Annotated in this window: 9 protein-coding genes; 5 read left to right on the forward strand and 4 right to left on the reverse strand. The window is 72.3% G+C overall.

Annotated features, from left to right (window positions below; genetic code table 11):
- Positions 1–69 precede the first annotated feature (69 nt).
- The 3 genes from J5X75_RS02200 to J5X75_RS02210 are packed head-to-tail and all read left to right on the forward strand — an operon-like array spanning position 70 to position 2,000.
- Positions 70–531 (forward strand): DUF6232 family protein, encoded by a 462-nt coding sequence (locus tag J5X75_RS02200; RefSeq protein ID WP_208465467.1) that lies wholly within the window; start codon positions 70–72, stop codon positions 529–531.
- Positions 532–546: 15 nt separating this feature from the next.
- A complete protein-coding gene (locus J5X75_RS02205) occupies positions 547–1,089 on the forward strand; it encodes a PAS domain-containing protein (protein ID WP_208465468.1) in 543 nt (180 codons plus the stop codon).
- A complete protein-coding gene (locus tag J5X75_RS02210; protein WP_208465469.1) occupies positions 1,086–2,000 on the forward strand; it encodes a methyl-accepting chemotaxis protein in 915 nt (304 codons plus the stop codon). The genes J5X75_RS02205 and J5X75_RS02210 overlap by 4 nt, the downstream gene beginning before the upstream one ends.
- Here the strand turns inward: J5X75_RS02210 and J5X75_RS02215 are convergent.
- The 3 genes from J5X75_RS02215 to J5X75_RS02225 are packed head-to-tail and all read right to left on the reverse strand — an operon-like array spanning position 1,978 to position 4,932.
- Positions 1,978–2,880 (reverse strand): ribokinase, encoded by a 903-nt coding sequence (locus tag J5X75_RS02215; protein WP_208465470.1) that lies wholly within the window; start codon positions 2,878–2,880, stop codon positions 1,978–1,980. The two genes, J5X75_RS02210 and J5X75_RS02215, sit on opposite strands and share 23 nt — an antisense overlap.
- Positions 2,881–3,708, reverse strand: a complete 828-nt coding sequence (locus J5X75_RS02220; protein WP_208465472.1) for an ABC transporter ATP-binding protein — start codon at positions 3,706–3,708, stop codon at positions 2,881–2,883.
- 45 nt (positions 3,709–3,753) lie between these two features.
- Positions 3,754–4,932 (reverse strand): ROK family transcriptional regulator, encoded by a 1,179-nt coding sequence (locus J5X75_RS02225; RefSeq protein WP_208465474.1) that lies wholly within the window; start codon positions 4,930–4,932, stop codon positions 3,754–3,756.
- Positions 4,933–5,104: 172 nt separating this feature from the next.
- On the opposite strand from J5X75_RS02225, the gene J5X75_RS02230 reads away from it, so the two are divergent.
- On the forward strand, positions 5,105–6,562 hold the full coding sequence (locus J5X75_RS02230) for a glycoside hydrolase family 3 protein (protein WP_208465476.1): 1,458 nt from the start codon (positions 5,105–5,107) through the stop codon (positions 6,560–6,562).
- 195 nt (positions 6,563–6,757) lie between these two features.
- Here J5X75_RS02230 and J5X75_RS02235 read toward each other — a convergent pair whose 3' ends face one another.
- Complete coding sequence (locus J5X75_RS02235; RefSeq protein WP_208465477.1) at positions 6,758–11,626, reverse strand: NAD-glutamate dehydrogenase; 4,869 nt, start codon at positions 11,624–11,626, stop codon at positions 6,758–6,760.
- A gap of 209 nt (positions 11,627–11,835) precedes the next feature.
- Here J5X75_RS02235 and J5X75_RS02240 point away from each other — a divergent pair, with 209 nt between their 5' ends.
- Positions 11,836–13,737, forward strand: a complete 1,902-nt coding sequence (locus J5X75_RS02240) for a penicillin-binding transpeptidase domain-containing protein (protein WP_208465479.1) — start codon at positions 11,836–11,838, stop codon at positions 13,735–13,737.
- Positions 13,738–13,837 lie beyond the last annotated feature (100 nt).

The following is a 13,837-nucleotide window of genomic DNA, read 5'->3' on the forward strand; positions in this document are numbered from 1 at the left end:
CACTCCTGCCGTTTTGCCGTCAGCCTACGACGGCCGCCGACTACATTGGGACCACTGGGGAGGACAAAGATGACCACGTACTACCGGGATCCGGATGTGCTCATCACGTCATCCGGTGTGTCGATGAACGGCCACGAGTTCCGCCTGCCCGAGCTGATCCGGGTGTGGTACACGAAGGGCGCCCGTTCCTGGGGTGTCATCGCCTGGCGGGGCGCGCTCGGCCTGGCGATCCTGCTGCCGCTGCTGGCCGGCGGGTTCGCCGTGCTGGTGGCGCTGGCCATGGACGCCTCGCTCACCACCACGCTGGGCTGGGTGGTCGCCGGGGTCCTGCTGGGCCTGGCCGTGGTGCCGGTCGCCGACCTGCTGCTGGAGCGGGTCGACCGGTCGTACGACCGGGGCAGCCGCAGCCTGGAGATCTGGGGCCGGGTGCGGGCGGGCGACGTGCTGCTGCTGCGGACGAACGACGCCCAGCGGTTCGGCCGCGTCTACCGCGCCCTGCAGCGCGCGCTGGAGCCCGCGGTGCGCCGCTGACCATCAGGAAAGATCATGAGAGCCACCGAGGTACGGCCGACCGGCGTCGAGCGCACGTTCGGCGAGGACGAGCTGATCGTCACCAAGACCGATCCGCGCGGCGTCATCACGTACACCAACGACGTCTTCCTGCGTGTCTCCGCGCTGACCGAGGAGCAGGCGGTGGGCCGGCCGCACAGCCTGATCCGGCACCCGGACATGCCGAGGGCCGTGTTCCAGCTGCTGTGGGATACCCTCGGGAGGCGGCAGGAGATCTTCGCGTACGTGCTGAACCTGGCCGTCGACGGCGCGCACTACTGGGTGTTCGCGCACATCACACCGTCCTTCGACCGCACCGGGCGGCTGCTCGGCTACCACTCCAACCGGCGCCGGCCGGCCGCCGCCGCGGTCCAAACGGTCGGGTCCGTCTACGCCCGGATGCTGGACGAGGAGCGCCGGCGATCCCGGACCCCGGACGCGGTGGCGGCGGGCACGGCGGTCCTGGAGCAGATCCTCGGCGAGCACGGGCGCACCTACGACGAGCTGGTCTGGGACATCACCGACGGGAGCGCCCGATGAGGTCGGTGCCTCCGGCCGGCACCGGGCCGGAGGACGCGATCCGCCTGGTGACCGAGGTCTGCGAACGGGCCGCCAACGGTGATCTGGAGGCCCGGGTGCCGGCGCTCGGCGACACCGCCGGGGCCCCGGAGCTGCGGGTCGCGGTGAACGGGCTGCTCGACCACATCGACGCGTTCGTCCGGGAGTCCGGGGCGGCGTCGACGGCGGCCGCCGAGGGGCGGTTCCACCGGCATTTCCTCACCCAAGGGCTGGACGGGGCGTACCGGACGGCGGCCGAGCAGATCACCCACGCGAACCAGGTGATGAGCCGGACGGCGGCCCAGTTCGCGGACGCCGCCCGGGCCCGGCAGGCGCTCGCCGACGAGCTGGAGTCGGCGGTGCTGACCGCCTCCGAGCAGGTGGCGACGGCCGCCACCGAGATGGGCCGGTCAGCGAACGGGCTGGCCGACTTCGCCCGGAGCGCGGTCACCGACGCCGAGCGGGGGCTGGGCACGGTGTCGTCGCTGCGTACCTCGTCGGAGGAGATCCGGCACGCGGTCGACCTGATCAATCAGGTGGCGGCGCAGACCCGGCTGCTGGCGCTGAACGCCACCATCGAGGCGGCCCGGGCCGGGTCGGCCGGACGCGGCTTCAGCGTGGTGGCCAGCGAGGTGAAGAACCTGGCGAACGAGACCAGCTCGTCCAGCGAGGAGATCATGAACCAGGTCAACACCGTGCAGCAGTCGGCGGCCGACGCGATCGCCGTGCTGGAGGCGGTCACCAACCGGATCCGGGAGATGAGCGATCTGGTGGACGGCATCGCGGTGGCGGTGGACGGCGGTCACCGGTCGGGCGACGGCGGGCTCTCGCGGCTCGCCGAGGTGCTCCGGTCCGAGGTGTCCCGGTTCGTCACGACGATTCGCCAGTCCTGAAGATCTCCTCGATGTCGCCCCGGGCCGGCAGGGCGTTGCTCGCCCCGACCCGGCGCACGCAGGCCGCCCCGGCGGCGTTCGCCCAGCGGATCGCCTCGATCAGGTCGCGGCCCTCGCCCCAGGCGACGGCCAGCGCGCCGGTGAAGGCGTCCCCGGCCGCCGTGGTGTCGGCGACCTCCACCCGGAAGGCGGGCACGTGCACGTCGGCGCCGTCGCGGTCGGCGTACCGGGAGCCGTTGCCGCTCAGGGTGAGCACCACCCGGGGCACCAGGGCGAGCAGCGACGCCATGTCCGGCTCGGCCCGGCCGGTGATGGCCCGGGCCTCGGTCTCGTTGACCACCAGCAGGTCCACCTCGTCGAGCAGCCCGGGCGGCAGCACCCGGGCGGGCGCCGCGTTCAGGATGGTCCGGGTGCCGCCCGCGCGGCCGGCCCGCAGCGCGGCCAGCACCGTGGCCATCGGGATCTCCTGCTGGCAGAGCAGCACGTCGGCGGCGGCGATGGCGGCCGTCTCGTCGGCGGTGAGATCGACGAAGGTGCGGTTCGCCCCGGGGCTGACCAGGATCGAGTTCTCCCCGGCACGGTCCACCATGATCACGGCGACGCCGGAGGAGCCGTAGCTGGTCCGGACCAGGTCGACGTCGACGCCCGCAGCCGCGAGCCGGGCGTTGAGGGTGACCCCGAACGCGTCCGATCCGATCGCGCCGAGGAAGGTCGTCCCGGCGCCGGCCAGTGCGGCGGCGATGGCCTGGTTGGAGCCCTTGCCGCCGGGGGTCATCACGAAGTCGTCACCGAGCACGGTCTCGCCCGGCCGGGGCAGGCTCGGCGCCAGCCCGACCAGGTCCATGTTCGCGCTGCCGGCGACGACCACCCGGGTCGCCATCTAGCCGGCCCGGGCCGTGTAGCGGTCGCCGAACCGGTCGACGATCAGCGGCAGGCCGAAGGTCTTGGTCAGGTTCTCCGCGGTCATCACCTCGCCGAGCAGGCCGGCCGCGACCACGGTGCCCTCGCGCAGCAGCAGGCCGTGGGTGAAGCCCGGCGGGATCTCCTCGACGTGGTGGGTGACCAGCACCATGGCCGGGGCGTCCGGGTCCAGGGCCAGCTCGGTGAGGTGGCCGATCAGGGTCTCCCGGCCGCCCAGGTCGAGCCCGGCGGTCGGCTCGTCGAGCAGCATCAGCTCGGGGTCGGTCATCAGTGCCCGGGCGATCTGGGTGCGCTTGCGCTCGCCCTCGGACAGGGTGCCGAACTCACGGTCGGCGAACGCCGCGATGCCCAGCTGCTCGAGAAGCTCCCGGGCGCGGGCCTCGTCCTGCGGGTCGTAGCTCTCCCGCCAGCGGCCGACCACCGACCACGCGGCGGTGACCACCACGTCGAGCACCCGCTCGGAGGGCGGCACCTGGTCGGCGAACCGGCCGGTGGTGATGCCCACCCGGGTCCGCAGCTCGGTCACGTCGGTACGCCCGAGCTTCTCGCCCAGCACGTACGCCGTGCCGCGGGTCGGGTGCATCCGGGCGGACGCCAGGTTGAGCAGGGTGGTCTTGCCGGCGCCGTTCGGGCCCAGCACCACCCACCGCTCGTCCAGCTCGACCTGCCAGGACAGGTCGCGGATCAGGAAGTTTCCGCCGCGCACCACGTTCACGCGGTCGAAGGCGATGACGGTGTCCTCGTCGGGCGGAATGGGTACGGCAGCCTCCAGCACGCGTCCATCCAACCATGTCCGGCCGTGCGGGCCGGACGGCGTGCCGGTGCCCGGGGCTCAGTCGGTGGTCGAGCCGAACACCTCGTCACGGACCGCGTCCAGCGCCATCCGCAGCGCACCGTGCAGAACCGGCTCGGACGCCACCCGGGTGACCACCACCTTGGGCGACACCAGCGTGATCGCCGCCACCTCGCGCTCCACCCGGTCGGCCAGCGCCGCGCCGCCGGCCCGGCTCACCTCACCGGCCAGCACCACCAGCGGCGGGTCGAGCACCACACAGGTGGCGGCCACGCCCAGCGCCAGCCGGCGGGCCAGTTCGTCGAGCACCGGCTCGCCGGCCGGGCCGGCCGCGACGGCGGCCCGCACCACGTCGGCCGCCTCGGCGCCGCGGAAGCCGAACTGCTTGCCGATCGTCTTGACCGCGTCGGCGCCGGCGATCGCCTGGAAGGCGCCCTTCACACCGCGGCGGGAGGCGTTGTGCGGCACCTCGGCGCCGGCCACCGGCAGGTAGCCGATCTCGCCGGCCGCACCGGTGGCGCCCTGGTGCAGGCGGCCGCCGAGGACGGTGGCGAGGCCGACGCCGCGGCCGATCCAGACGAGCGCGAAGTCGGCGACCCCGGTGGCCGCGCCGGTGCCGGACTCGGCGACCGCGGCCAGGTTGACGTCGTTGCCGAAGAAGACCGGGATGTTCAGGTCGCGGCGCAGGTCGGCGAGCAGGCCGCGGTGCCAGCGGGGCAGGTCGTGGGCGAAGGAGATCTCACCGGTCTGCGGGTCGACGAGGCCCGGGGTGCCGAGCACCACCCGGCGCACCGAGGACATGTCGGCGCCGGCCTCCCCGGCGGCCTGGACCACCGCGTTGTGCACCACGCCGACCGGGTCGTCGGTGTCCTTGGTGCTCTGTTCGACCCGGCTGATCACCGCGCCGGTGATGTCGGCGCACGCGGCCACCACGCCGTCCGGGCCGACCTCCACCCCGATGACGTGGGCACTGGACGGGGTGACCGCGTAGAGCTGGGCGTTGGGGCCGCGGCCACCGGCCTGCTCACCCACCCGCCGGACCAGGCCGCGCTCCTCGAGCCGCTCGACCAGCTGGGAGGCGGTGACCTTGCTGAGCCCGGTCATCTCGCCGAGTTGCGCCCGGGTCAGCGGGCCTCGCGTGAGCAGCAGGTCCAGCGCCGCGCGGTCGTTGAGCGCGCGCAGCAACCGGGGCGTGCCCGGGAGGCGGGTGGCGGCCATACGTTCGTCCCCTAATAAGAAAGATTCTTTCCTGTTACAGTGTCGACGCACGACACGCAGCCGCAGCGTAACGGTAGGCAACGTCGCCGCACCGCAAGGACGCCATCGACTGCGAGCGATCATGGCAGCTCCCGGCGGAAAACGGCCAGAGTTGCGTCATCGGAAGGACACCATGGCCCTCGACCCCGGCCTCCGCCGACTCGCCCTGCACACCCTGCTCGCCGCCTTTCCCGGGCACGTCGCCCCGGACTGGGCGGGCGAGCTGCTCACCGAGGGGCTGGCCGGGCACACCCTGTTCGGCGCCAACGTCGGCGAGCCGGAGCAGGTCGCCCGGCTCACCGCTCAGCTGCGGTCGGCCCGGCCGGACGCGCTGATCGCGATCGACGAGGAGGGCGGCGACGTCACCCGGTTGGGGCACCGGACCGGGAGCCCCTACCCCGGGAACGCGGCGCTCGGCGCGGCCGACGATCCGGAGCTGACCCGGCGGATCTACGCCGCGATCGGCGCCGACCTGGCGGCCGTCGGGATCAACCTGAACCTGGCGCCGACCGTGGACGTGAACAGCGTCGCCGAGAACCCGATCATCGGCACCCGCTCGTTCGGGGCCGGCCCGGCGCTGGTCGCCCGGCACACCGGAGCGGCCGTGGCCGGGTTGCAGGCCAACGGGGTGGCGGCGTGCGCCAAGCACTTCCCCGGGCACGGCGCCACGGTCACCGACTCGCACCTGGAGCTGCCCACCGTCGACGTGCCGCTGGCCGTGCTGCGGGAGCGCGACCTGCCGCCGTTCGCCGCCGCCGTCCAGGCCGGTACGCGCGCCGTGATGAGCGCGCACATCCGGGTGCCGGAGCTGACCGGGGACGGGCCGGCCACGTTCAGCCGGGCGGCGCTGACCGGGCTGCTCCGCGACGAGCTGGGCTTCCGCGGCGCGATCGTCACCGACGCGCTGGAGATGCGCGGTGCGGCCGCCTCGGCGGGGAGCATCCCGCGGGCCGCCGTGGCGGCGCTGGCGGCCGGGGCCGACCTGCTCTGCATCGGGGCCGTGGTGGACCGGGCGCTGGTCGAGGCGATCGCCGCCGAGATCGCCGCGGCCGCCGGGGACGGGCGGCTGGAGCTCGCGCGACTGGAGGACGCGGTCGCCCGTACCGCCGCATTGGCCGCCTGGAGCGCGACCCCGCACCGGGCCGAGCCGGGCGACGGCGATCTGGGCGTCGAAGCCGCCCGTCGGGGCATGATCGTCGAGGGCGACCCGGCCGAGCTGCGTTCCCCGCTGGTGGTGCAGTTCGTGGCGGGCCACTCGATCGCCGAGGGCCGGGTGCCGTGGGGTCTCGGGCCGCACCTGAGCGGGGTCGAGCAGATCGAGGTGCCGGCCGGCGAGACCACCCCGGAGGCGCTGGCCGCGGCCGCCGGCGACCGGCCGATCGTGCTGGTCGGCCGTCGCCTGCACAGCTCCCCCGCGGCTCGCACCCTGATCGGGAAACTGGCCGCCGAGCGGCCGGTCGGCGTCGTCGAGATGGGCTGGCCGTCGCCGTGGCGGCCGGAGGGCGCCCGGGTCTACGTGGTGACCCACGGGGCGAGTCTCGCCAACGGCCGCGCCGCCGCCGAGGCACTCGGCCTTCATCACGCTGCGTGATCCGCCCGGGGCTGATCGGAGAACCTACGGCGCGATCGGGCCAGCCGAACGGGTAAACCGCACAGGGACTGCTTTCCACACGCCGGGACGTCACCTAGCGTGATGGCCACAAGGTGGGTCTGGGGACGATGAGCCGGGCAGGGCGTGACTTCGGGAGCAGCACGCCCTGCCCGGCTCATCACCGTTTCGCCGTGATCAGCCCGCCGACGAGGTCTTCACCAGGGTGCGGATCTGGCGCAGCAGCACCGACAGCGCCGCCAGGTCGGCCGGCGAGTCGTCGACGTTGCCCATCGCGTTGGACGCCCGGGCGATCGACGCCGCGTTCACCTGTTCCCACTGGGAGACCCGGTCCTCCGGCGCCGCCGACGACGGCGTCGAGTGGAGCACCTCGGCGGTGAGGGCGGCCAGCGCGGCGTACAGGTCGTAACGCAGCGCCATCCGGGCCAGGGTCTGCCAGCGGTCGCCACGCGGCAGCCGGGAGATGTGCGACAGCAGCGCGTCCACCCCGAACCGCTCGGAGAGCACGAAGTAGACCTGTGCCACCTCCTCCGCGTCCCGGTCGATGGCGGCGGCCGTCTCCAGGACGTCCAGCAGCCCGAAGCCGTAGAACACCCGGCTCACCGCGGCCGCCAGATCCTCCGGCACGTCCTTCGCGACCAGTTCGGCGATCCGGTCGACCAGCGCCCGCCGCTCGGCGCCGACGATCACCTCGGGCAGCATCGGCAGCAGCGTCGAGATGCCGGGCCGCAGTTTGGCGATCTCACCGGGCACGTCGATCGGTGAGCGCCGGGTGCTGACCAGCCAGCGGACCGCCCGGTCGAGCAGCCGCCGGGTCTCCAGGAAGACCAGCGTCTGCGCCGAGGTCGGCACCCGGTTGTCCAGCGCCTCACCGGCCGCCCAGATCTCCTCCAGGCCGAAGACGTCGCGAACCACCACGTAGGCCCGGATCACGTCGGCCGCCGACGCCCCGCTCTCCTCCATGGCCCGGTAGACGAACGAGGTACCGCCCCGGTTGACCACCTCGTTCACCAGCGCCGTCGAGATGATCTCCCGGCGCAGCCGGTGCCCGGCCATCCGCCCGGCGAACCGCTCGCGCAGCGGGGTCGGGAAATATTCGGACAGCACATCGGTGGTCCAGGCCTCGTCGACCAGCTCGTCCGCGAGGACCGCACGCTCCAAACTGATCTTGACGTACGCGAGGAGCACCGCGAACTCCGGAGGCGTGAGTCCCTCGCCGTTCTCGTACCGGGCGGCCAGCTCCAGGTCCGACGGCAGGGCCTCCAGCTCCCGGTTCAGCTCGCCGCGCTCCTCCAGCGAGGTGAGCAGCCGCCGGTGCACCGGGAGCAGCGAGTGCGCCTGCGACCGGGCGTTGCCCAGCGCCATGGCCTGCGCGTAGTTGTCCCGCAGCACCAGCTCGCCGACCTCGTCGGTCATCGCGGCGAGCAGCTCGTCCCGCTCCGGCAGGGACAGCTCGCCGTCGACGACCGCCCCACCGAGCAGGATCTTGATGTTGACCTCGTGGTCCGAGCAGTCCACGCCGGCCGAGTTGTCGATGAAGTCGGTGAACACCCGGCCCCCGGAGCGGGCGAACTCGATCCGCCCGCGCTGGGTCAGCCCCAGGTTGCCGCCCTCGCCGACCACCTTGACCCGCAACTCCGAACCGTTGATCCGGATCGCGTCGTTGCCCTTGTCGCCCACGTCGGCGTGCGACTCGGCGGCGCCCTTCACGTAGGTGCCGATGCCGCCGTTGAACAGCAGGTCGACCGGGGCCTTGAGGATGGCCCGCATCAGGTCGGTGGGGCTGATCGCGGGCGCCTCGCCGAGGCCCAGCGCGGCCCGGACCTCACGGCTGACCGGGATCGACTTGGCCGACCTCGGGTACACCCCGCCGCCCTCGCTGATCAGCGAGGCGTCGTAGTCGGCCCAGGACGACCGGGGCAGACCGAAGAGGCGCTCGCGTTCCGCGTACGAGGTCGCGGAGTCCGGGTTCGGGTCGAGGAAGATGTGGCGGTGGTCGAAGGCCGCCACCAGCCGGATGTGCCGGGACAGCAGCATGCCGTTGCCGAAGACGTCGCCGGACATGTCGCCGACGCCGACCACCGTGAAGTCCTCGGTCTGGGTGTCGGTGCCCAGGTCCCGGAAGTGCTTCTTGACCGACTCCCACGCGCCGCGGGCGGTGATGCCCATCTTCTTGTGGTCGTAACCGGCCGAGCCGCCGCTGGCGAACGCGTCGCCCATCCAGAAGTCCTTGCGGACCGAGATCTCGTTGGCGATGTCGCTGAACGTGGCGGTGCCCTTGTCCGCGGCCACCACCAGGTACGGGTCGTCGCCGTCGTGCCGGACCACGTCCTCCGGCGGCACGATCTTGCCGCTCAGGATGTTGTCGGTGACGTCGAGCAGCGCCGTGATGAAGCGCTTGTAGCACTCCACCGCCTCGTCGCGGTCGCCCGGCTTCTGCTTGAGCACGAAGCCGCCCTTCGCGCCCACCGGCACGATCACCGAGTTCTTCACCATCTGCGCCTTGACCAGGCCGAGCACCTCGGTCCGGAAGTCCTCCCGCCGGTCCGACCAGCGCAGACCGCCCCGGGCCACGGCGCCGAACCGCAGGTGCACGCCCTCGAACCGGGGCGAGTAGACGAAGATCTCGAACTTCGGCCGGGGCTGGGGCAGCTCCGGGATGGCCTGCGGGTCCAGTTTGAAGGCCACGTAGGACTTGGGCCGGCCCTCCGCCCCGCGCTGGTAGAAGCTGGTCCGCAGGGTCGCCTCGATGAGGGTCAGGTAGGAGCGCAGGATCCGGTCCTGGTCCAGGCTCTCCACCTGGTCGAGCAGCTCGGTGATCCGGCCGCGCAGCTCGCCGGCGCGACGGGTCCGCTCCGCCTCGCCGATCGGCAGCGCCGGGGAGAACCGCACCTCGAAGAGCCGCACCAGCAGGCCGGCGATCTCCGGGTACGCCGTGAAGGTCGCCTCCACGTACTGCTGGGTGAAGACGTTCCCGGCCTGGCGCAGGTACTTGGCGTAGGCCCGCAGCACCACCACCTGCCGCCAGGTGAGACCGGCCCGCAGCACCAGCTCGTTGAAGCCGTCCACCTCGGTCTCGCCCCGCCAGGCGGCCGCGAACGCGTTCTCCACCTGTGGGCGGACCTCGGCCAGCTCGCGGTGGCCGGCCGGGGGCAGCAGGCCGAAGTCGTACAGGTAGATGGTGCCGTCGGGGCGGCGGATCTCGTACGGCCGCTCGTCGGTGACCCGGACGCCCAGTGAGTGCAGCACCGGCAGGACGGCGGAGAGCATCATCGGCTCGCCGTACCGGTAGACCTTGAACCGGACGTCGCGCTCGTCCGGCTGCGGAGTGCCGTCCGCGCCCAGCCGCCGCCGGCGGAACAGGTGCATGGCCAGCTGGCCGGGCTCCTCGAGAAGCTCCAGCTTGGCCAGGTCCTGCATGCCCTCGTACGGGGTGTGCGTGTTCTTGTAGCTCTCCGGATAGGCCGCCGAGTACCGCTGGAACAGCCGCCGCGCCTGCTCGTCGCCGAGTTTGCGCTCCAGCACCAGGGAGAAGTCGTCGTCCCACATCCGGGTCGCGTCGGCGAGCCGCTCGGCCAGCTCGTTCGGGTCCAGCTGGCCGGGCGGGGCGGCCGGGTCGGTACGCACGATGAAGTGCACCCGCGCCAGCATCCGCTCGGTGACCCGGGTGGTGTAGTCCACCCCGACACCGTTCAGCTCACGGAGCAGGATCTCCTGCATGCGCAGCCGGTTGCCGGTGGTGAACCGGTCCCGGGGCAGGTAGATGAGGCAGGAGATGAACCGGCCGTACCCGTCCCGGCGCAGGAAGAGGCGCAGCTGCCGGCGGCCGGCCATCCGCAGCACCCCGATGACCGCCTCGTACAGGTCGTCGGTCTTGATCTGGAAGAGCTCGTCCCGGGGGTAGGTCTCCAGTATCTGGAGCAGGTCCTTGCCCGAGTGGCCGCGCGGCGACAGGCCGGAGCGGTCCATCACCTCCTGCACCTTGCGCCGGACCACCGGCAGCTCGCGCACGCTCGTCCGGTACGCCGAACTGGAGAACAGGCCCAGGAACCGCCGCTCGCCGACCACGTCGCCGGCCTCGTTGAACAGCTTCACGCCGATGTAGTCCAGGTACGCGGAGCGGTGCACGCTGGCCCGGGAATTGGCCTTGGTGATCACCAGGAGCCGCTTCTCCATGGCCCGCTCGTAGATCTCCGGGGCCATCTCCTCGGCCAGCCGGCGCGGCTTGCTCGCCCCGCGCAGGATGCCCAGCCCGGTGCCCGGAACAGCGGACAGGACCCCGTCGTCCAGCCGGTACTCCCGGTACCCCAGGAACGTGAAGTGATCGTTGGCCAGCCACTTGAGCAGCTCGATCGAGTCGGTGAGGTCCTTGTCCGGCACCGGCGAGGGGTGCTCGGAGCCCCGGGCGGCGGCCAGCTCGTCGGAGATGACCATGGCCCGCTGACGCATCCGCGGCCAGTCCTCCACCGCGTCCCGTACGTCGGTGAGCACCCGCCGCACCTCGTTGAGCAGCTGCTCGCGGGCCTCCGGGCGACGGACCGGGTCGATCTCGATGCGGATCCAGCTCTCCACCAGATCGCCCTCGATGGCGTCGTCCGGCTCCACCTCGGCCTCGAGCTGGGCCAGCGCCCCGAGCGGCTCGCGGCGCACCACGATCAGCGGGTGAACCGTCAGGTACACCTGGAGGTTGTGGGCGTTGAGCAGGGCGATCACCGAGTCGACCAGGAACGGCATGTCGTCGGTGACGATCCGCAGCACGCTGTGCGACTGCGAGCCGGACGGCTCGGTGATGGCGAGTTTCAGCTCACCGGGCAGCCGGTTGCGGGCCAGTTCGCGGTGCTCCACCGCGGCCGCGAACATCTCTTGGGGTGTGTATCCGACCAGTTCCTCGTCGGGTGCGAACCGCCAGAAGCGGCCCACCAGAGATGCGGTCGTGTGGTCGTCGCCCGCCTGCTCGACGGCCTGCGCCACCAACCGCTCAGCGTTGGGCACATCGTCGAGAACGGTCTGATCAGAATCGGTCGCTGCCTCGTCGGCGACAGCCATGGTCCGGCGCTCCCCTCACCCACGGCACTGTGGGCTCGAACGTTTCGAGCACAGCCTAGAACCACCGCCATGGTCCACCTCACACCCCGGGTGTGCCAGCGGCGTTTGGGCGGTATCGCCCCTATCCGGGGCACCCGCGACGGGCATGTACCCATTAACGTGCGACCTAGCCAATCATGGCTGTCACAGTGTTCACGGGAGGAACCGACATGCGCCGCACCCCGGCGGGCCTGGCCGCACTGATGCTTCTGCTGACCGCGGGCGGGTTGACCGGCTGCTCCAAGGAAGGCCCCGAAGACACCGTCTCGGCCTTTCTGAGCGGTTGGTCCGGAGGCGACCTGAACAAGATCGGCTTCGTGACCGCGGCCGGCGCCGAGGTCCCCGCGCCGGAGGTGCTGACCCAGATGCGCGGCCTCTACGGCGACCTGCTGGAGCAGAAGATCACCGTGTCCGGCGCCGGCGACGTCACGACCACCGGCGACGACGCCACCGCGCCGGTCACCGTGAAGTGGGCGCTGCCCGGCGGCGTCGAGTGGAGCTACCCGAGCACCGTCCGGCTCACCAAGGCCAAGAGCGACGGCTGGCAGGTCGTCTGGGAGCCGGCCATGGTCCAGCCCGAACTCGCCACCGGCGACAAGCTCCGGCTCCGGCGGGTCGCCCCGGAACGCGCCGCCATCGTCGACGCGAGCGGCAAGGCGCTCTTCGGGCCCCAGAAGGTGGTCGTCATCGGGGTCAGCCCGGAGAAGATCAAGGACCTCCCCCAGCTCCAGAAAGACCTGGCGGCGGCGTTCCGCAAGGTGGACGTCGACGTCGACCTCGGCACCCTGAAGACCCGCGTCGAGCAGTCCGACCCGGGCGCCTTCATCGAACTCGTCACGCTGCGCCGGGCGGTCTACGACAAGATCCGGCCGCAGGTCCGGCCGCTGGCCGGCACCGTCTTCCGCGAGGAGACCCGGTCGCTGGCGCCCACCCGGGAATTCGCCCGCTCCCTGCTCGGCACCGTCGACCAGGCCACCGAGGAGGACATCGGCAACTCCGGCGGGGCGCTCGCGGTCGGCGACGACACCGGGCACGGCGGGCTCCAGGAGAAGTACGACGCCACCCTGCGCGGCGTCTCCGGCCTCTCGGTGGTCATCGCCCGCGAGGCCGCCGACGGCGACACCGAGGACACCAAGCTCTTCACCGCGGAGCCGGTCGCCGGCAAACCCGTGAAGATCACTCTGGACACCCGGGTGCAGAACGCCGCCGACCAGGCCCTCGCCGCCGAGAAACAGCCCAGCTCGCTGGTGGCGATCCGGGTCAGCGACGGGGCCGTGCTGGCCGCCGCCAACGGGCCCGATCCGGGCGGCGTCAACACCGCGTTCACCGGGCAGGTGCCGCCCGGCTCGACCTTCAAGATGATCTCCGCGTACGGGCTGCTCGCCCGCGACGCGATCACCGCCGACACCGTGGCCGACTGCCCGAAGACGTTCACCGTGGACGGCCGCGAGTTCAAGAACTCCCACGACGCCGCGCTCGGCAAGGTCCCGTTCCACGTCGACTTCGCCAAGTCCTGCAACACCGCCTTCGCCGCTCTCGCCCCGAAACTCGGCCCCGCCGGGCTCCAGGAGGCGGCCGGCGCCCTCGGCATCGGCGGAAAATGGGATCTCGGCGTCGACGCCTACACCGGCCAGGTCTCCGACGGCGGCACCGCCACCGAACTGGCAGCGGCCGTCTTCGGTCAGGGCAGCACGGCGGTGAGCCCGCTCGCCATGGCCGCGGCCACCGCGGGCGTCGCCAAGGGACAGTTCCAGGCGCCCACCCTGGTCCTCGACCCGGCGCCCGCCGCCACCCCCGCCCAGCAACTCGACCCGGAGGCGGTCGCCGCGCTCCGCTCGATGATGCGCGAAGTGGTCACCTCCGGCACCGGCTCCGCCCTCCGGACCGTCCCCGGCAAACCGGTCCACGGCAAGACCGGCACCGCCGAATTCCAGACCGGCTCCGCCGACACCCACTCCTGGTTCGTCGGCTACCAGGGCGACATCGCCTTCGCCGTCATGGTCCAGAAGGGCGGCGCCGGCACCGAGGCCGCCGTCCCCGCGGTGAAGCGCTTCCTGACCACATTGAACTGACCATTCTCGTACGGGGTGGACCGAACCCGCCAAGCCGGACCGCCCCGTGGCTCCCCGCGAGCATCTGCCCGGTCAAGGCCGTGACGCGCCCGCCGGGCTG

This window comes from Actinoplanes flavus (assembly GCF_017592555.1).
In the GTDB taxonomy this organism is placed as follows: Bacteria; Actinomycetota; Actinomycetes; order Mycobacteriales; family Micromonosporaceae; genus Actinoplanes; species Actinoplanes flavus.